The sequence below is a fragment of the Duganella sp. AC917 genome, assembly GCF_979258245.1.
Genome location: NZ_OZ409848.1, coordinates 2826160 through 2843197 on the forward strand (window position 1 = coordinate 2826160; position 17038 = coordinate 2843197).

The 17038-nt window shown below is 67.5% G+C and carries 15 protein-coding genes; 7 read left to right on the top strand and 8 right to left on the bottom strand.

Annotation, left to right across the window (positions count from 1 at the left end):
- Positions 1–47: 47 nt before the first annotated feature.
- Positions 48–251 (bottom strand): hypothetical protein, encoded by a 204-nt coding sequence (locus tag ACZ0BA_RS12120; RefSeq protein ID WP_463451526.1) that lies wholly within the window; start codon positions 249–251, stop codon positions 48–50.
- Between the two features lie 267 nt (positions 252–518).
- On the opposite strand from ACZ0BA_RS12120, the gene ACZ0BA_RS12125 reads away from it, so the two are divergent.
- Both ACZ0BA_RS12125 and cphA read left to right on the top strand, forming a co-directional pair.
- The gene (locus tag ACZ0BA_RS12125; protein WP_463451527.1) at positions 519–1448 is read left to right on the top strand and encodes a cyanophycinase; all 930 of its coding nucleotides are present in this window, start codon (positions 519–521) and stop codon (positions 1446–1448) included.
- Positions 1445–4132 (top strand): cyanophycin synthetase, encoded by a 2688-nt coding sequence (gene cphA / locus ACZ0BA_RS12130; RefSeq protein WP_463451528.1) that lies wholly within the window; start codon positions 1445–1447, stop codon positions 4130–4132. Before ACZ0BA_RS12125 ends, cphA begins: the two co-directional genes overlap by 4 nt.
- 36 nt (positions 4133–4168) lie before the next feature.
- Here cphA and ACZ0BA_RS12135 read toward each other — a convergent pair whose 3' ends face one another.
- Positions 4169–6106, bottom strand: coding sequence for a hybrid sensor histidine kinase/response regulator (locus ACZ0BA_RS12135; RefSeq protein WP_463451529.1), 1938 nt, complete (start codon positions 6104–6106; stop codon positions 4169–4171).
- A 243-nt stretch (positions 6107–6349) separates the two neighbouring features.
- On the opposite strand from ACZ0BA_RS12135, the gene ACZ0BA_RS12140 reads away from it, so the two are divergent.
- Positions 6350–6982: a TOL_0243 family YfiR-like periplasmic protein gene (locus ACZ0BA_RS12140; RefSeq protein WP_463451530.1), complete on the top strand. Its 633-nt coding sequence runs from the start codon at positions 6350–6352 to the stop codon at positions 6980–6982.
- The gene (locus tag ACZ0BA_RS12145) at positions 6982–8877 is read left to right on the top strand and encodes a sensor histidine kinase, YfiR-like protein-associated (RefSeq protein WP_463451531.1); all 1896 of its coding nucleotides are present in this window, start codon (positions 6982–6984) and stop codon (positions 8875–8877) included. The genes ACZ0BA_RS12140 and ACZ0BA_RS12145 overlap by 1 nt, the downstream gene beginning before the upstream one ends.
- Here the strand turns inward: ACZ0BA_RS12145 and ACZ0BA_RS12150 are convergent.
- The 3 genes from ACZ0BA_RS12150 to ACZ0BA_RS12160 all read right to left on the bottom strand — a co-directional run bounded on the left by ACZ0BA_RS12150 (position 8874) and on the right by ACZ0BA_RS12160 (position 10508).
- Positions 8874–9059: a type II toxin-antitoxin system antitoxin gene (locus tag ACZ0BA_RS12150; protein WP_463451532.1), complete on the bottom strand. Its 186-nt coding sequence runs from the start codon at positions 9057–9059 to the stop codon at positions 8874–8876. The two genes, ACZ0BA_RS12145 and ACZ0BA_RS12150, sit on opposite strands and share 4 nt — an antisense overlap.
- A gap of 12 nt (positions 9060–9071) precedes the next feature.
- A complete protein-coding gene (locus tag ACZ0BA_RS12155; RefSeq protein WP_463451533.1) occupies positions 9072–9968 on the bottom strand; it encodes an SPFH domain-containing protein in 897 nt (298 codons plus the stop codon).
- 162 nt (positions 9969–10130) lie between these two features.
- The gene (locus ACZ0BA_RS12160; RefSeq protein WP_463451534.1) at positions 10131–10508 is read right to left on the bottom strand and encodes a KGG domain-containing protein; all 378 of its coding nucleotides are present in this window, start codon (positions 10506–10508) and stop codon (positions 10131–10133) included.
- A gap of 431 nt (positions 10509–10939) precedes the next feature.
- Between ACZ0BA_RS12160 and ACZ0BA_RS12165 the strand changes: the two genes are divergently transcribed.
- The 3 genes from ACZ0BA_RS12165 to ACZ0BA_RS12175 are packed head-to-tail and all read left to right on the top strand — an operon-like array spanning position 10940 to position 13373.
- A complete protein-coding gene (locus tag ACZ0BA_RS12165) occupies positions 10940–11941 on the top strand; it encodes a manganese catalase family protein (protein WP_463451535.1) in 1002 nt (333 codons plus the stop codon).
- 45 nt (positions 11942–11986) lie between these two features.
- On the top strand, positions 11987–12835 hold the full coding sequence (locus ACZ0BA_RS12170) for a ZIP family metal transporter (RefSeq protein ID WP_463451536.1): 849 nt from the start codon (positions 11987–11989) through the stop codon (positions 12833–12835).
- A 25-nt stretch (positions 12836–12860) separates the two neighbouring features.
- Positions 12861–13373 carry a ferritin-like domain-containing protein gene (locus tag ACZ0BA_RS12175; RefSeq protein ID WP_463451537.1) on the top strand — a complete coding sequence of 171 codons (513 nt, stop codon included), beginning with the start codon at positions 12861–12863 and terminating at the stop codon, positions 13371–13373.
- A 12-nt stretch (positions 13374–13385) separates the two neighbouring features.
- Here the strand turns inward: ACZ0BA_RS12175 and ACZ0BA_RS12180 are convergent, their stop codons facing one another.
- From ACZ0BA_RS12180 to ACZ0BA_RS12190, 3 genes are read right to left on the bottom strand one after another with little or no spacing between them, the layout of a single operon-like run.
- A complete protein-coding gene (locus ACZ0BA_RS12180; RefSeq protein WP_463451538.1) occupies positions 13386–15695 on the bottom strand; it encodes a Mur ligase family protein in 2310 nt (769 codons plus the stop codon).
- On the bottom strand, positions 15695–16660 hold the full coding sequence (locus tag ACZ0BA_RS12185; protein ID WP_463451539.1) for a class I SAM-dependent methyltransferase: 966 nt from the start codon (positions 16658–16660) through the stop codon (positions 15695–15697). The genes ACZ0BA_RS12180 and ACZ0BA_RS12185 overlap by 1 nt, the downstream gene beginning before the upstream one ends.
- Positions 16657–16950 carry a hypothetical protein gene (locus ACZ0BA_RS12190; protein WP_463451540.1) on the bottom strand — a complete coding sequence of 98 codons (294 nt, stop codon included), beginning with the start codon at positions 16948–16950 and terminating at the stop codon, positions 16657–16659. Before ACZ0BA_RS12190 ends, ACZ0BA_RS12185 begins: the two co-directional genes overlap by 4 nt.
- Positions 16951–17038 lie beyond the last annotated feature (88 nt).

Sequence of the window (17038 nt, forward strand, 5' to 3'; positions counted from 1 at the left end):
GGGCGCCGTCCTGGCGTGGAGGCGGCGGTGGCGGCGGCAAGCGAGGCTCAGGAAGAACCGTTGCCACGCGCGCCGCGCCGGCGCTCAGGTGAAGCCAGCACGCGCTTGATAATGGTTTGGTCAACCGCTTGTTCGAGCAGGTAGATCTTGGCGCTCGGATAGCCGAGCGCCTGCTGGTAAGACAAGCCCAGTTCGATCACGCTGGCCAGCGCTTCGTTCTTGCGGCGGCATTCGGTGGATTGATCAGTCATTGGGGATCCGGTTAAATTGAATCGACGAAATCCCATGGTAAACCACTTTTTACAATGATGCCAACAAAGAAACGAAAGGAACACCCAGACGGGATAGACATTACGTTGCGTGCGGGCCTCGGCCGCAGCGAGCCGAAGTAAGCATCGGCTTACAGCAGCACAGGACGAACCGCCCTACCGCAGCGCCGCGCGCCCTGCGACACTGCCTCACCTGCTCCGCAGTCTTTTATCCGTATACAACAGTCATTGGCCCACAGAGAGACACTCATGCAACACGCATCCCATTCCAGCGCCGCCAACGGCGCACTGATGATCATCGGCGGCGGCGAGGACCGCACCGACAACAAGGAAGTACTGGCCCGCTTCATGGCGCTGGCCGGCGGCCCCGAGCGGCCGCTGGTGGTGCTTACGGCCGCCAGCAAGATCCCCGAGGACGTCTGGGAAATGTACCGCGGCGCGCTGCACGACCTCGGCGCGCGCAACGTGCGCCATGTGCCGATCGGCGACCGCGTCGACGCCGACGACGCCAGCGCCGCCGACATCGTGGCCGGCGCCGGCGGCATCTTCATGACCGGCGGCGACCAGAAACGCTTGGTGGCCAACATCGGCGGCACCGCCGTCGAGCAGGCCATGCGCGAGGCCCACGCCCGTGGCGCCTGCATCGCCGGCACCAGCGCCGGCGCGTCGGCCATGTGCACCCACATGCTGGCCGAGGGCAAGGCCGAGCTGGCGCCGGAAAAGGGCGCGGTGCGCCTGGGCGCCGGCTTCGGTTTCGTGCACCGGGTTGTCATCGACCAGCATTTTTCGCAGCGCCAGCGCATTCACCGGCTGCTCAGCGTGGTCGCGCAAAGCCCGTTCCTGCTCGGCGCCGGCATCGACGAGGACACCGCGCTGATCATCCACGGCCGCGCCGGGTTTGAAGTCATGGGCGAAGGCACGGTCACGGTGCTCGACTGCCGCACCGCCGACAACAACATCGCCGATTTGCGCGCCGGCGGCGTGCCGACCCTGGTGGGCGTCGGCCTGCACCTGCTGCCCTCGGGAACCGCGTTCTCGGCCCCGCCCGACGACACGGCGGACCATGCGCAGGCGCAGGCGCAGGCGCAACGCGGCCAGCTGCCCGAAGACGCCATCCCGGCCCCACGCGCGCTGGCCGATTTCCTCAACTTCCTTACCGACCGGACCCAAGAATCATGAACATCCTCGAACAACGCGTGTTGCGCGGACCCAACCTGTATTCGCCGCGCGCTTGCATCCTGACGGTGCTGGACCTTCAACAATTCAGCGCCCTGCGCACCAGCGAGCTGCCGGGCTTTAACGAGCGCCTGCTCGACATGCTGCCGTCGCTGCACGACCATCGGTGCTCGGCCGGCCAATACGGCGGTTTCGTGCAGGCGCTGCATGAGGGCACCAATCTGGCGCACGTGGTCGAACATGTCGCGCTTGCGCTGCAATGCCTGGCCGGCACGCCGGTCAACACCGGCCGCACCCACAAGACCGGGCCGGACGGCCACTACCGCGTGGTGTGCGCGTATGAAATCGAGCAGGTCGGCGTCGACGCGGTCGAGCTGGCGGTAGCGCTGGTGCGCGACATGGCCATTATCGTCCAGGACAACGCGAACACCGAGCAGGCGCTGCCGACATCGGCGACGGAACTCGGCCAGCGTGCGGAGGCCGGCCTGGCCGCGCTGCGCGAGACGGCGCAGCGGCAGGCGATCGGCACCAGCACCGGCGCCATCCTCAAGGCGGCCGGCCGCCAGGGCATTCCAACCAGCCGCCTCACGCCGGAAGCGAACCTGTTCGTGCTGGGCTGGGGCGCCCAGCAAAAGCGCCTGCAGGCCAGCATCACCGGCGACACCGGCCATATCGCCGTCGGTATCGCCTCGCACAAGGAACTGACCAAGACGCTGCTGCAGGAGGCCGGCGTGCCGGTGCCCGAGGGCACCACGGCGCGCTCGCTCGAACAGGCGCAGCGCGCCGCGCGCCAGCTCGGCGGCCTGGTGACCGTCAAGCCGCTCGACGGCAACCATGGGCGCGGCGTCACCACCCGTTGCGGGACGCCGGAGGAAGTGGCGCTGGCGTTCGAACGGGCCCGCGAGCATGGCCGCGTCATCATTGTCGAGCGTTATATCCGCGGCGACGACTATCGCGTGCTGGTGGCCGGCGAGCGCGTGGTGGCGGCCGCGCTGCGCCGTCCGGCCAGCGTGACCGGCGACGGCGTGTCGACCTTGCGCCAGCTGGTGGAACGGGAGAACGCCAATCCGGCACGCGGCGACGGCCACAGCAACATCCTGACACGGATACCGCTCGACGGCCACGCCGAGACCACCCTGGCCGAACAGGGCCTGAACCTGGACAGCGTGGCCGCCGCCGGACACCGGGTGCTATTGCGCGGCAACGCCAACCTGTCGAGCGGCGGCACCGCCGAGGACGTGACGGACCGGCTGCCGCCGCAAACGCTGGCCATGTGCGTGCGCGCGGTGCGCAAGATCGGCCTCGACGTGGCCGGCATCGACCTGGTGTGCGAGGATATCGGCGTGCCGCTCGACGGCAGGAACGGCGCGGTGATCGAGATCAACGCCGCGCCCGGCCTGCGCATGCACGAATACCCGAGCGCCGGGACGCCGCGCGACGCCGGCGCGGCGGTCGTCGAATCGATGTTCGGCGCCAGCGACGGCCGCATCCCGGTGATCGCCGTCACCGGCACCAACGGCAAGACCACCACCACGCTGATGATCGAGCACACGCTGCGCCAGGCCGGCATCGGCACCGGCTGCACCACCAGCGAGGGCATCTTCATCAACGGCGCGGCCATCAAGCGCGGCGACTGCAGCGGCTACTGGTCGGCGCGCACCGTGCTGGCGGCGCCTGAAGTGGAGTTCGCGGTGCTGGAGACGGCGCGCGGCGGCATCCTCAAGCGCGGCCTGGCGTTCGACCGCTGCGACGTCGGCGTGCTGCTCAACGTCAGCGACGACCACCTGGGCCTCGACGGCGTCGACACGATCGACGATCTGGCGCGGGTCAAGGCGGTGGTGGTGCAGGCCGCCTCGCGGGCGGTGGTGCTCAACGCCGAGGATCCGCGCTGCGTCGCCATCGGCGCCACCCTCGACCCGACCGTCGACATCGTCTACTTCAGCTGCGACGCCGCCCACCCGGTGCTGGTGGCGCACCTGGCGCGCGGCGGCCGCGCCGCCTGGCTGGAGCGCGACGCGGTGATGCTGAGCGACGGCAAGGCCCGCCAGCGGCTGCTGGGGGCCACGGCCATCCCGGCCGCGCTGGACGGCCGCGCGCGCCACAATCTTGCCAACGCGCTGGCGACAGCGGCCGCGCTGATGGCCAGCAAACTGAGTCCGGCAATGATCGCCGACGGCTTGCGCTCGTTCGTCTCGGACGCGCGGCGCAACCCGATGCGCACCAATGTGTACCAGGTCGGCGGCGTGCAGGTGATCGTCGACTACGCGCACAACCCGGCGGCGTTTTCCGCGCAGGCCGCCACGGCCAGGGCGATGACGTCCGGCCGTACGGTGGCGGTGGTGACGGCGCCCGGCGACCGCCGCGACGAGGATTTCCGCCGCATCGGCAAAACGTGCGCGGCCGGCTTCGACCAGGCCATCTTCTACGAATGGGAAAGCGAGCATCGCGGCCGCGCGGCCGGTCAGCGCGCCGCGCTGATGCATGCGGCCGCCAGCGCCGCACGTGGCGGGCCGAACGGCGTGGCGATCGAACTGGACCCGGCCGACGCGCTGCGCGAGGGGCTGGCGCGCTGCCGGCCGGGCGACGTGCTGCTGTACGCCTGCGGCTCGTCGGTGGCCGAGCTGGTCGACGCGCTGCGGCCGGTCGATCCGGCCTGCGCCGAGCGCATCAGCGAAACGCTGGCGTGAGCCGCGCCGGTCGGCGCGACGTCAATTGACCGCCTGTTATGCCACGCCGGCCTTGTCGGCGTGGACGGTCTTCAGAATCTTGATCAAATCGCTGAGCCGGTAAGGCTTGGCGATCAGCGTGAACGCGTCGAGGTCGGGACTCTGTTCCTGCAGGCTCGATCTGGTATATCCCGACGCCAGGATCAGCTTCATCGCCGGAAACTCGCGCTGCGCGATCTTCGCCAGCTCCAGCCCGCCGATGCCGGGCATGACCACATCGGTGAACAGGATCGCGATGTCGGGGTTGGCGCGCAGCGTCTCGAGCGCCTCGACGCCGTTGTTGGCCGCGAGCGCCTCGTAGCCGAGGTGGCTGAACAGCGCCACCGCCGTCTCCAGCACGTCGGGCTGGTCGTCGACCACCAGCACCTTTTCCGGCTTGCCGTTGGGATCTTCGGTCTCGCTGCCCGGCGCGGCGACGATGGCCGGAAAATACAAGGTGACGGTGGTGCCCTCGCCCACCACCGACGCGATCGTCATGTCCCCCTGGCATTGCTGCGCCAGGCCGTAGACCTGGCTCAGCCCCAGCCCGGTGCCCTTGCCGACCTGCTTGGTGGTGAAAAACGGCTCGATCGCGCGCGCCAGCGTTTCCGGCGCCATGCCGGTGCCGGCGTCGGTCACCGCCACGCTGACATAGGCGCCGGCCGGCAGTTGCCCGACCTCGCCTGCCGCCAGCCCGACCTGCTTGACCGCGATCGTCACGTCGCCGCTGTCGAGCATGGCGTCGCGGGCGTTGACGACCAGATTGAGCAGCGCCGACTCGAACTGGGTCGGGTCGATCAGCACCTGCGGCAAGTCCGGCGCCACCGCCAGGTGCAGGCGCGTGCGGCTGGGCACGGCCCGGTGCAGCACCGCGTCGAACGAGCGGATCACGCGGCCGATGTCGTGCGCTTCCCGGCGCAGCGGCTGCTGCCGCGCGAACGCCAGCAACTGCTGCGTCAGCGAGGCGCCGCGCTGCGCCGCCCGCTCCATCGCGTCCAGCGCGCGGACCTGGACCGCGCGGTCGCCCATGGTGCGCAGCAGATCGATGCCGTTCATGACGACGTTGAGCAGATTGTTGAAATCGTGGGCGATGCCGCCGGTCAGCTTGCCGATCGCCTCGAGCTTCTGCGACTGCAGCAGCGACTCGCGGGTGCGTTCGAGTTGCTCGGAAGCCAGGCGGCGCTCGGTGATGTCGCGCGTGACCTTGGCAAAGCCGAGCAGCTTACCGTCGGCGTTGCGGATCGGATCGATCACCACGTTGGCCCAGAAGCGGGTGCCGTCCTTGCGCACGCGCCAACCCTCGCGTTCGAAGCGGCCCTCCCTGAGCGCGGTGCTCAACGCGGCCGCCGGCGCTCCGGTGGCCTGGTCTTCCGGCGCGTAGAACATGGCAAAGCTCTTGCCGACCACTTCCCCGGCCTCGTAGCCCTTGATGCGCCGGGCGCCCTCGTTCCAGTTCGTTACCACGCCCTCGGGCGACAACATATAGATGGCGTAATCGGTCACGCCCTGCACCAGCAGCCGGAAGCGCTCTTCGCTGGCATGCAGCTCGTCCTGCGCGGCGCGCTGGGTCGTGATGTCGCGGGTGATCTTGGTAAAGCCAAGCAACTCACCGGCAGCGTCCCAGATCGGATCGAGCACCACGCTGGCCAGGAAGCGCGTACCGTCCTTGCGCACGCGCCAGCCCTCGTCCTCGAACTTGCCGGTGGTCCGGGCCTGCTCCAGCGCCATCGCCGGCCGCCCGCGCGCCTGTTCCTCGGCCGTGTAGAACAGCGAAAAATGGCGGCCGACGATCTCGTCCTCGCGGTAGCCCTTGAAGCGCTGGGCGCCGGCGTTCCAGGTGATCACCACCCCTTCAGGCGACAAGGTGTAGATGGCGTAATCGGTCACGCTGACGATGAAATGGCGGAAACGCTCGGCTTCGATCGTCTGGCTGCCCAACTGGTTTTCTTGCTGCATTCGGATTTCCTCTGACACGAAACAGTCGTGCGATCTCACCCCGGATTTTAATTGAGCCCACCGGGAAATGCTGATGAGCTTGTGCTCTATCGTCCGTCCTGGACAACGGTCACTAGTAAATAGTAATCCAATCGGCGACGCCAGGGCCGAGGCTGCGCCTGTGTCATGTTGTTATTCGACACAAATGCCCATGCCCCCACTCTGCGCCAGTATAATTTTCCGACGTGATCTAAAAGGAAACATATGCTTGGCAAAGTGAACGACGCGGCCCGGATGGCAACGCGCGCGGCCGCGCTGACACTGGCGCTGGTCTCCGCGGCGGCAACCCCGGCCGCGCTGGCGCGCGCGGCCGACAGCGGCGACATCGCCGCCAACGCCGCCAGCGCCGCCCTGGACGATGTGGGCGGCGCGTCCGGCGCCAGCGTCAAGGCCGGCTTCCTGTACAAATTCCTCGGCTATGTCGACTTTCCGGCCGGCCCGCTCGACCCCGGCGCGCCGTATGTGGTGGGCGTGGTCGGCGCCGACGACATCGCCGCCGAGCTGACGCGGCTGACCGCCGGGCGCCTGATCAACAACCATGCCGTGGTGGTGCGCCAACTGCAGGGCGCCGACCCCGCCGGCGGCCTGCACCTGCTGTTCATCGGCGCGCACGATGGCGCCGACGAGGCGGCGCTGGTCAGGGCCGTGCAGCCGGCCGGCGTGCTGACGGTCACCGAATCGGCCACCGGCATCGAATCGGGCAGCGTCATCAATTTCCGGCTGGTCGACGACCGGGTGCGCTTCGAAGTGTCGCTGGCGGCGGCCGACAGGGCCCGGCTCAAACTGAGCTCGCGCCTGTTGTCGGTGGCGTACGCCGTGCAAAAAGGCGACGGTTGATGGCCTGGTTGGGCCCGGTCCTGGCCACCGTGCGCGCCAGGCTGATCGCGATGGCGCTGGCCACCACCGCCGCTGCGCTGCTGCTATGCACCTGCGCCATGCTGTTTTACGACCTGAGCACCTTTCAGCGTTCGTGGATCGACGACATGCGCACCCAGGCCGAGCTGATCGCGCTGGCCAGCGCCCCGGCGATCAATTTCAACGACGCCCCGGCGGCGCGCAACAACCTCGCCATGCTGCGCATGCGGCCCGAGATCGTGGCCGGCGCCATCTATGACAGCGGCGGCGCGATGTTTGCCACCTACACCCAGTCCGCGCTGGAGACGCCGGTGTTCCTGGAAAAGCCCGGGCCGCTGGGGCACCAGATCGTCAACGGCAGCCTGACCTTGTACCACCCGATCGTCGAACATGGCGAGCGCATCGGCACGGTGTACCTGGAGGCACGCTACCGCATCGGCGAGCGGATCGCCTCCTACGGCTCGATCCTCGGCGTCGTCATGCTGTGCAGCCTGCTGCTGGCGGCGCTGGTGGCCGCGCGCCTGCAACGCAGCATCACCGCGCCGCTGGAAGGGGTGACCTCCGCCGCGCGCGCCGTCATCGAGCGGCGCGACTTCGGCCTGCGCGTGCAGGGCTCGGCGCCGGGCGAGATCGGCACGCTGGTCGACGCCTTCAACGCCATGCTCGCCGAAGTGGAGAAAAGCGCCAGCGGCCTGCTCGCCACCAACCGCACGCTCGAGCGCGAAATGGCGGTGCGCCAGGATGCCGAGCGCGCGCTGCTGGTGGCCGACCGCCGCAAGGACGAATTCCTGGCCACGCTGGCGCACGAGCTGCGCAACCCGCTGGCGCCGATCAGGACCGGGCTCGACATCATGCGCATCAATCCGTCCGACCTCGGCGCCGGCCAGCGCGCGCGAGAAATCATGGAGCGCCAGCTGCGCCAGATGGTGCGGCTGGTCGACGATTTACTGGACGTATCGCGCATCAACACCGGCAAGCTGGCGATCAAGCGCGACCTGGTCGACCTGCAGCAAGTGATTCACGACGCCTTCGAGATCGTACGGCCGCTGGTCGAGCAGCAGGAGCATACGCTGACCTCGGCGCCGCTGACGCATCCGGTGCTGATCGCCGGCGACGCCACGCGCCTGACGCAGATTCTGTCGAACCTGCTCAACAACGCGGCCAAATACACCGCGCGCGGCGGGCGCATCGCGGTCGACGTCGAGCTCGAGCAGCAACGGGTGCGCGTGCACGTGCGCGACAACGGCATCGGCATCGCGCCGGCAATGCGCGACGCGGTGTTCCAGATGTTCGTGCAGGCCGACGCCTCGCTAGAGCGCACCACGGCCGGGCTCGGCGTGGGCCTGTCGCTGGCGCGGCGGCTGGCCGAATTGCACGGCGGCGAGCTGAGCCTGCACAGCATGGGATTGGGCTACGGCAGCGAGTTCGTACTGACGCTGCCGCTAGCCGGGCAAAGCGCCGCGCCGCAGCCGCCGGGCGTGGCGGCCACGCCCGGCGTGGCGGCGGGCGGCAGCCGGCGCATCCTGCTGGCCGACGACAACATCGACTTTGTCAACAGCATGGGGGCGTTGCTGTCGTCGCGCGGGCATGTGGTCTCGGTCGCCTACGACGGCCAGAGCGCGCTCGACAACGCCGCCGTCTTTGTCCCGGAATACGCCTTCCTCGACATCGGCCTGCCTGCCCTCAACGGCTACGACCTGGCCCGGGCGCTGCGCACCCTGCCCGCGCTGCGGCAAACGACCCTGGTCGCGGTCACCGGATGGGGCCAGCAAAAGGACAAGGATCTGGCGCAGCAGGCCGGCTTCGACGCGCACCTGGTCAAACCGGTCAGCTTCGAACAGATCGACGCCATGCTGCGGACTAGCGAAACAAGCTAGCCCTTGTCGGGCTCGCCGTTGTCGGCTTTGATCTTCACGCCTCGCTTGGCCAGCCCCTCCCGCAGCAGGAACTCGATTTCCGCGTTGACGCTGCGCAGGTCGCGCGCGGCCAGGCGCTGCAGTTCATCCCACAGCGCCGGGTCGATCCGCAATGGATAGGCTTTTTTACCTGGACTCGCCATGCTCTTCGGCCGCTAGTTGTAGAGGGTGCCCGTGTTGATGATCGGCTGGGTTTCCTTGTCCGAGCACAGCACCACCAGCAAATTGCTGACCATCGCCGCCTTGCGCTCGTCGTCCAGCTCGACGATACCACGTTCCGACAGCCCCTTCAGCGCGGCCTCGACCATGCTCACCGCGCCGTGCACAATCTTGGAGCGGGCGCTGATGATCGCCTCGGCCTGCTGACGGCGCAGCATGACCTGGGCAATCTCCGGCGCGTAGGCCAGGTGGGTGAGCTTGGCGTCCACCACTTGCACGCCGGCCTCCTCGAACCGCGCCTGCAGCTCGCACTTGAGGGCGTCGACCACCACTTGCATGCCGCCGCGCAGCGTGGTTTCGCCCTGCGGCACATCGTCGGCCTCGTCGTAGGCGTACTGGGACGCCAGATGCCGCAGCGCGGCCTCGGCCTGGATGGCGACGTAACGCTCGAAATCGTCCACTTCAAACACGGCCTGGGCAGTGTCGCGCACGCGCCAGACCACCGCCGCGCTGATCTCGACCGGGTTGCCGCGCTTGTCGTTGACCTTGAGCGTGGGCGCGTTGAAATTGCGCGCGCGCAGCGACAACCGCCGCTTGACGTACAACGGGAATGCCCAGCGCAACCCTTCGCTGCGGTCGGTGCCGATGTACTTGCCGAACAAGGTGAGAATGGCGCTCTCGTTGGGCTGCAACATGAACAGTCCCGTCAGGAAGAACAGTCCGGCCAGCACCAGCAGGATCGCGCCGAACAGCGGTGGGAAACCGCCGCCGTCGCCGATCGAGGTCTTGAACAGGAACGCGCCGCCCAATAGCAAAACAATGCCGGCGCAAGCGGCCAGGTAGCCATTCGTCGATGAGAACGCCGTTTCGCGGCGAGTGTTTGCACCATTCATGCTCGATTGCTCCTCAGGTAGATGACATCAAAGTGATATCACTTTAGGAGCGCGTTAGATTATTGTCAAGCAATTTCGGCAAGGGGCGTCGCGACGATGGAACAAAAAAAAAGCTCCGGCAAACATGCCGGAGCCCATGACAAACCGCGTTAGTCGCGAAGCTTATTTGCGGTCGTTCTTGTGGCTTTGACGGCCGGCTTCCGCGTGTTGCTCTGGGGTGCCGCCGCGGGTGCCGCCGGAGCCGCCGGAGCCACTCTTGCCCCCTTCATTGCCGCCACCCGAGCGCGAGCCCGATGACGAGCCGCTTTGCTGGTTGCCGTCGTTTTTGTGGCTCATGCTGCCGGCGCGTCGCGCCTCTTCCGACGTGAATTCATGGGCCGTGCCGGCGGCGTGTGCAGCGCGGCCGCCTTCGGACGCGATCTCGCGTTGCTGCTCAGGGTCCATCGACGCGAAGCCGCGGTTGCTGTTGCCTTGATCGGACTGCTTGTTGCCCTTGCCGCCGCCTTGGTTACCGCCATTACCTTGGTTCGAATTAGCCATGATTATCTCCTGATAGATCGTTGATAAACGCGTTGATAAAACTAGGGAATCGGTCTGCCGTGTTGCAAAAGCAAACTCGAGAAAGCTCATGTTATGCGCCGTGGCTCATCAAACCTATCGGCGCGAACGACATCGTCAAGTAGGAATAGGCTGGCGTCTTTTGACCGGCGGTTTTTGATTGTCTTCGACCTGGATTACTCAACAATTCCGGGTCCGCAGTTGAGCCCGCCGCGTTTTCCTGTTGAGTAAAGTTGGTCACACGTCGCTCGTGACACGCGATCAAAACTTGCGAGCGCAGTCTTACACCAGCGGGCGTCGAGCACCGATGCCGCCGATCACGCCTGCGTCATACCATAGCTCTTCGATGCCGAGTTCGGTATCGGGCTCGGCATCGCCCGAAACATCCGTTCGCCAACCAACAGGAGAAAAGTATGTTTGCTCATAACAAGCGGTTGCAGTACACGGTGCGCGTCAGTGAAACCAATCCCGCCCTGGCCAACCTGATGCTCGAACAATTCGGCGGGCCGCAAGGCGAGCTGGCCGCCGCCATGCGCTACTTCACCCAAGCGGTTGCCGAGGACGATCCAGGCCGCAAAGACATGCTGTTCGATATCGCCACCGAGGAACTGAGCCACCTGGAGGTGATCGGCAACATCGTCTGTATGCTCAACAAGGGCGCCAAGGGCCGCCTGGCCGAGGGCGTCGAGGAAGAAGGTGAACTGTATCGTTCGATCACCGGCGCCGGCAACGACAGCCACCTGACGCAGGTGCTGTACGGCGCAGGCGCGCCGCTGACCAACTCGGGCGGCGTGCCATGGACCGCTGCCTACATCGACACCATCGGCGAGCCGACCGCCGACCTGCGCTCGAACATCGCGGCCGAGGCGCGCGCCAAGATCGTCTACGAGCGGCTGATCAACCTCACCACCGATCCCGGCGTCAAGGAAGCGCTCGGTTTCCTGATGACGCGCGAGATCGCCCACCAGAAATCGTTCGAGAAGGCGCTGTACGCGATCCAGCCCAATTTCCCACCGGGCAAACTGCCGGGCCGTGCGGAATTCACCAGTGTCTACTTCAATATGTCGCAGGGCGGACCTGAAATCCAGGGCCCGTGGAACAGCGGCGCGAAATGGCGCGTGGTGGACGACCGCGAGCAGCAACTGGCCGTCGACGGCGGCGACGGCGGCGCCAGCGTGGGCCTGACGACGGCCGAGGAAGCCGTGGTCAGCCAGATGGCCGCGCGCACCATGTCCGATCCGGCCGCCGAACCGGTGACCGGGGCCGAACTGGGCGCCGGCGTTGCGCCCGGGATGGCGTCCAGCGTGCTTGATGACGACGAGGTGGTCGATCCATCGGTCGATTCGTCCGCCTCTCCCCTGTCAGGCGACGGACGCGGCCGCGACGGCAGCGGCGGCGCCAGCCCGCTGAGCTGATCTGTCATGCTGCGATCAGGCACCCGACAGCCATGGCGGATGGCCATGGGCATCGTTATCGCCGGCCTCGGCGCGGTGTTGTTGACGCGCGAAATGGCGTTGACGATCGCCGCGCTGCCGCCGCCCGCGCGGCTGGCGCTGACCGCCGGCCTGTGGGCGGCGGCGGCCACGGCCGCCGGCACGCTGCCGGTGCTGCTGGCGCAGAACTTTTCGCAGCGCAGCTATGACGCCGCGCTCGGTCTGGGCGGCGGCATCATGCTCGCTGCTACGTCGTTTTCATTGGTGCTGCCGGCCATTAACGCCAGCAAGGACGGCGGCGCCAGCCCGGCCGGCGCCAGCCTGATCGTCGGCGGCGGCATCCTGCTCGGCATGCTGCTGGTGATGCTGCTGGGCCATCTGGTGCGCTCCGAGCGGGTGCTGGGCGACGAGGCGTTCAGCGTCGACCCCACCGCCATGACGCGCGCCTGGCTGTTCGTCGGCGCGGTCGCGATCCACAATCTTCCGGAGGGCCTTGCCATCGGCGTCGGCTACGGCGGCGTGGACGCCACCCGGGCCCACACGCTGGCGACCGGCATCGCCATCCAGGACATCCCCGAGGGACTGGTGGTGGCGATCGCGCTGCGCTCGGTTGGCTACGGCCGCGTGTTTTCAGCCGCGCTGGGCGCCCTGTCGGGACTGATCGAACCGTTTGCCGCCGTCTGCGCCGCCCTGCTGATGGAACTCAGCACGGCACTGCTGCCGTGGGGCCTGGCCGGCGCGGCCGGCGCCATGCTGTATGTCATCTGCCATGACGTCGTGCCCGAGGCGCACCGTCACGGCCATTGCAAGACCGCCTCTTGTTCGCTGGTGCTCGGCTTCATCATCATGATGGTGCTCGATACCGCGCTTTCCTGAACCCTTTTTTAAATGGAGAATCATCATGACCACCACCGCAAGCGAAAACCTGATCGATTGGCTGCGCGACGCGCACGGGATGGAACAGCAAGCCGAGTCCATGCTGGAGGCGCAGGCATCGCGCCTTGAACACTATCCGGTGCTGCGCGAGCGCATCGTCCAGCACATCGAAGAAACCAGATGGCAACGCGAACAGATCGAAGCGTGCCTGGCGCGCCTGGGCAGCAGCCCGTCCGTGATCAAGGACATGGGCGGCAAAATGATGGCGTTCGGCCAGGCCGTCGGCGGGATGTTCGCCAGCGACGAAGTGGTCAAGGGCGCCATGGCCGGCTACATCTTTGAAAACATGGAGATCGCGAGCTACACGGCATTGATCGCGGCAGCCGGCGTGGCCGGTGACGAGCAGACCAAGGCCGTGTGCGAGGCCATCCTCAAGCAAGAGATCGCCATGGCCAGCTGGCTGCTGGAGCATCTGCCAACGACCACCTCGGCCTTCCTGGTGCGCGCCGCCACGCCCGGTGTCGAGGCCAAGGTCTGACGCCAACCTACCTTACGGCGGCGCCGGCGCGCCGCCCAGTTGCGCCGCGATCGCGGCGGCTCCCTCGGGGTCGATAACCCGCACGGCGTCGATCAAGGTCGATACGGCAGTGCCGCAGGCAAACACCAGCACATCGCCCTCGCCGCACTGGCGATAGGCGCTGCGCACCGCGTCCCCCGGCCCGCCGAAGGTTTGCATCCGTTCCATACCGACGCCGGCCGAGCGCACACCCTCGCCGATGATCGCGGCCGCCTCGCCAGGTGCGCGGCCACGTGCCTGCGATTCGTAGACGAACAGCACGTCGAACGCGGCGGCGCAAGTCTCGCCGATGCGGCGCAGTTCGGCGTCGCGCCGGTCGCCGGGCGATGTCACCACGCCAAACACGCGCGAACCCGGCACGCGGCCGGCCATTCCCCTCGCCATGATGCCCAGCGCGGTGTACGCGGCCGGGTTGTGCGCGTAATCGAGCACGATATGGAAATTGCGTACGGCGAAAATATTCGACCGTAGCGGATTGGTCGCCGCGTCGGAGACGAAGCTTGTCAACGCCACGCCGATATGCGCGATGCTGAAACCAGCCGCGTACAGCGCGGCGGTGGCCGCCAGGCTGTTGGCGATGTTATAGCGGGCCATGGCGCCGACAGTCGCTGGTATCGCGGCCGCGCCGATGACCTGCTGCACCGTGCCGCCGCCATCGGCCAGCACGATGGTCTCGTTCTCCAGCCACACCCCACAGCCGCCTTCGGCCAGGTGCGCGCGCAAGGTGCTGTTGGCCGGGTCCATCGAGAAAAAGATGGTTTTGGCGTCCTGCGCAAGGCGCTCGCGCGCGGCCACGCAATGGCGGTCGTCGGCGTTGAGCACCGCTGTTCGCGCCACCGCGATCACGGTCGATTTGACGCGCGCCAGATCTTCGACGGTCTCGACGCCATCCATGCCCAGATGATCATCCGAGACGTTGAGCATGACGCCCACGGCGCAGGCGTCGAACGCCAGCCCGCGCTTGAGCAGCCCGCCCCGCGCGGTCTCCAGCACGGCGAAGTCGACCTCCGGCGAACCGAGCACGGTGCGGTGCGACCAGTAGCCGGTGCAGTCGCCCTGGCCGACCATGCGCTCGCCGATGAAGATGCCCTGCGTGGTGGTGTGGCCGGTCCGCAGCCCGGCCAGCCGCACCGCATGGGCAATCATCAAGGTGGTGGTGGTTTTACCGTTGGTGCCGGTGACCGCGATCAGCGGAATGCGGCTTTGCTCGGGCTGCGCCAGCATGCGCCGCGCCCTGCTCGCCGCGTCGACCACCTCGGCCGGCGCGGCCTGGCCGTCGATGGCGATCAGCAGCGGGCCATGCGCGCTGTCGACCACGCTGACCTGCGCCTCCTCCAGTCCCAGCTTGGCCGCCGCGCCGGCGCACAGGTGGCGCACCCGCGCCGACGGGTGCCGCGCGCCGCCGGCATCGACCGCCACGACCGACAGCGGGCCGTCCTCCAGGCTCTCGATGACGACATCGCCGCCGGCCGCGTGCACCAGCGCGAACGCGGCCGTCAACTCGGCCTCGCTGTTGCAGCGCCACTGCCGGTCGTCGCCGCCCGCGCGGCGGTGCTTGACCACCGCGCGCCAGTCGTAACGGCGCCCCACGCGCAGCGCATCCTCCAACCGGTTGACCGTGGTGCCGGGCGGGACATCGATGTTGGCTTCGACCATCAACGCCCGCGTCAGCAGCCGGTCACGCACGATGGTGTTGGTCAGCAGCGGCGTGTCGGCCACGGGCGCATCGACAAAGCGCCACTGCCGGCTGCCCCAGCCGAACTGCACCAGATCGGCATGTTCGCTGGCGCGCAGCACGGGGATACCCAGCGCGCGCGCCTGGTCCGCCAGTTGGCCGATGCGCGCTGGCAGAGCCAGTCCCGCCGCCAGCGCGTGTAGCGCCGCGACGGCAGACGCCGCGTCGTAGTCTTCATCGCGCATGGCGGCGCCGACGATGTCCAGCGCGGTCGCCAGCGCCCGCTGCGCCACGTGCTCCAGCGCGTACTGGACCACCACCCGGCGCTGCGGAGAACCGGGGGCCAGCGGCTCGGCATGGGCGAAATCGAGCGCATGACCGCAAGAGCGCTGCAACTGCAGCGCCAGCTGCGCCACCAGCTGGCCGCTATCGGCGCCAGCAGACGCCGGCAACTGCAACGGCAACAGCGGAGACAGGCGCCGCGCGACCGCGTCGGCGACATCCGCCGCTGAGATGGCGCTGGCGTCGAACGAAATGGTGGCGGCAAGGCACGGAAAGCGGCTATATAGATTGGCGCCACGCAGCAAGCGCTGCCGTATTACCTTCATCAAACACCGCCTTTTCGCGCCAATAACAAGACGGCGGCAATGCGGTCGACGCCGGCATACGCGGGCGTCTCGAGTTCCTCGCCGAACACATCGGGATCGATTTCCTCGTACTTCCACGACATCCGGGCCGCCTCCAGCATTTTGCCGGACTGCGTGAGAAAGGGGTCCTCGCCGTTGTCGATCGCCACGCCGGTGTACAGCAGCAAGGTGCCGCCGGGCGCCAGCCGCGCGATGGCCGCTTCGACGATGCGCAGCGACAAACCGGCGCCCAGTTCGCCGCCGCCGTGACGGTAGGCGCGCTGGTCGGCATCGAGCAGATACGGCGGATTGGAGATGATCAGGTCGAACTCGCCCTCCAGCGCCGACAGCATGTCGCTGTGCACGCAGGCGACGTTGCCGGCGCCGGCCAGCCGCGCGTTGACTTCGGCCAGCGCCAGCGCGCGCGGGTTGATGTCGATGGCATAGACTTCGGCCTCGGGAAAACGCTGGGCCAGCATAATGGCGCCCGGCCCCGCCCCGCAGCCGATATCGGCCGCGCGTCGCACGCCGGCGCCCGGGTTGGCTGTCAGTTGGTCCAGCACCTGGCCGGCCGCGCGCACGAAGCGGTAGGTGTCCGGCCCCAGAAATACCGATTCGGCGTCGCCGGTCGGATAGGCGGAGTGAAAGTACAGCTGCTGGCCGATGCTCGACACGCGCACGGTGCTGCGCAACGCGCCGTCGTCGTCGTCCCGCAACACGCCGGCTTTTCGCATCTGCGCCAGCATCGCCGCATCGATCTGGTCGGCGGCGAACGGTTTGCTCCAGCCGAATACGTCGCGCAGGCTGGGCGCCGTTTGCGCGGCGGCGCGGTTCAGTACCCGGCCATGGGTGGCCGGGGTAACGGTGGTGAACCGATAGCCGTGTTCGCGCAGCATCGCCGCCAGCGCCACCATCTCGTCAGCTTCTATCGTGCTTGCCGATGTCATTCGGCCGCCGCACCGATCGCGGCGCCGGCGCGACCCTGGGCGGAAGAAAGGCGGAACTTGGTGCGGCGATCGCCCATCAAATCCTGAAGGTTGCGCACACTGAGGCCGGTGGCTTCGTGGATGCGCACCAGCAGCGCGCCGCTGACGGGCATGCGGTGATGACGGATTTTGCTGATGACGGGAGCTTGCACCTCCAGCATGCGAGACAGCGCGGCGTCGTTCCGCAGCTGCATTTTCGCCAGGACGGTATCAAGCATCGTGTTGGGGTCGTACGGTTTCGGCTGAGACATGTGAACTCCTTGCTGGAAAATGCTTTATTACCAACATTTTACAAGCAGGAATGTGAATTTTACAATCGCGCACAAGCGAAAATTGATG

Coding starts and splice junctions, on each gene's coding strand:
- ACZ0BA_RS12120 (WP_463451526.1), bottom strand. CDS start 251: ATGACTGATCAATCCACCGAATGCCGCCGCAAGAACGAAGCGCTGGCC.
- ACZ0BA_RS12125 (WP_463451527.1), top strand. CDS start 519: ATGCAACACGCATCCCATTCCAGCGCCGCCAACGGCGCACTGATGATC.
- cphA (WP_463451528.1), top strand. CDS start 1,445: ATGAACATCCTCGAACAACGCGTGTTGCGCGGACCCAACCTGTATTCG.
- ACZ0BA_RS12135 (WP_463451529.1), bottom strand. CDS start 6,106: ATGCAGCAAGAAAACCAGTTGGGCAGCCAGACGATCGAAGCCGAGCGT.
- ACZ0BA_RS12140 (WP_463451530.1), top strand. CDS start 6,350: ATGCTTGGCAAAGTGAACGACGCGGCCCGGATGGCAACGCGCGCGGCC.
- ACZ0BA_RS12145 (WP_463451531.1), top strand. CDS start 6,982: ATGGCCTGGTTGGGCCCGGTCCTGGCCACCGTGCGCGCCAGGCTGATC.
- ACZ0BA_RS12150 (WP_463451532.1), bottom strand. CDS start 9,059: ATGGCGAGTCCAGGTAAAAAAGCCTATCCATTGCGGATCGACCCGGCG.
- ACZ0BA_RS12155 (WP_463451533.1), bottom strand. CDS start 9,968: ATGAATGGTGCAAACACTCGCCGCGAAACGGCGTTCTCATCGACGAAT.
- ACZ0BA_RS12160 (WP_463451534.1), bottom strand. CDS start 10,508: ATGGCTAATTCGAACCAAGGTAATGGCGGTAACCAAGGCGGCGGCAAG.
- ACZ0BA_RS12165 (WP_463451535.1), top strand. CDS start 10,940: ATGTTTGCTCATAACAAGCGGTTGCAGTACACGGTGCGCGTCAGTGAA.
- ACZ0BA_RS12170 (WP_463451536.1), top strand. CDS start 11,987: ATGGGCATCGTTATCGCCGGCCTCGGCGCGGTGTTGTTGACGCGCGAA.
- ACZ0BA_RS12175 (WP_463451537.1), top strand. CDS start 12,861: ATGACCACCACCGCAAGCGAAAACCTGATCGATTGGCTGCGCGACGCG.
- ACZ0BA_RS12180 (WP_463451538.1), bottom strand. CDS start 15,695: ATGAAGGTAATACGGCAGCGCTTGCTGCGTGGCGCCAATCTATATAGC.
- ACZ0BA_RS12185 (WP_463451539.1), bottom strand. CDS start 16,660: ATGACATCGGCAAGCACGATAGAAGCTGACGAGATGGTGGCGCTGGCG.
- ACZ0BA_RS12190 (WP_463451540.1), bottom strand. CDS start 16,950: ATGTCTCAGCCGAAACCGTACGACCCCAACACGATGCTTGATACCGTC.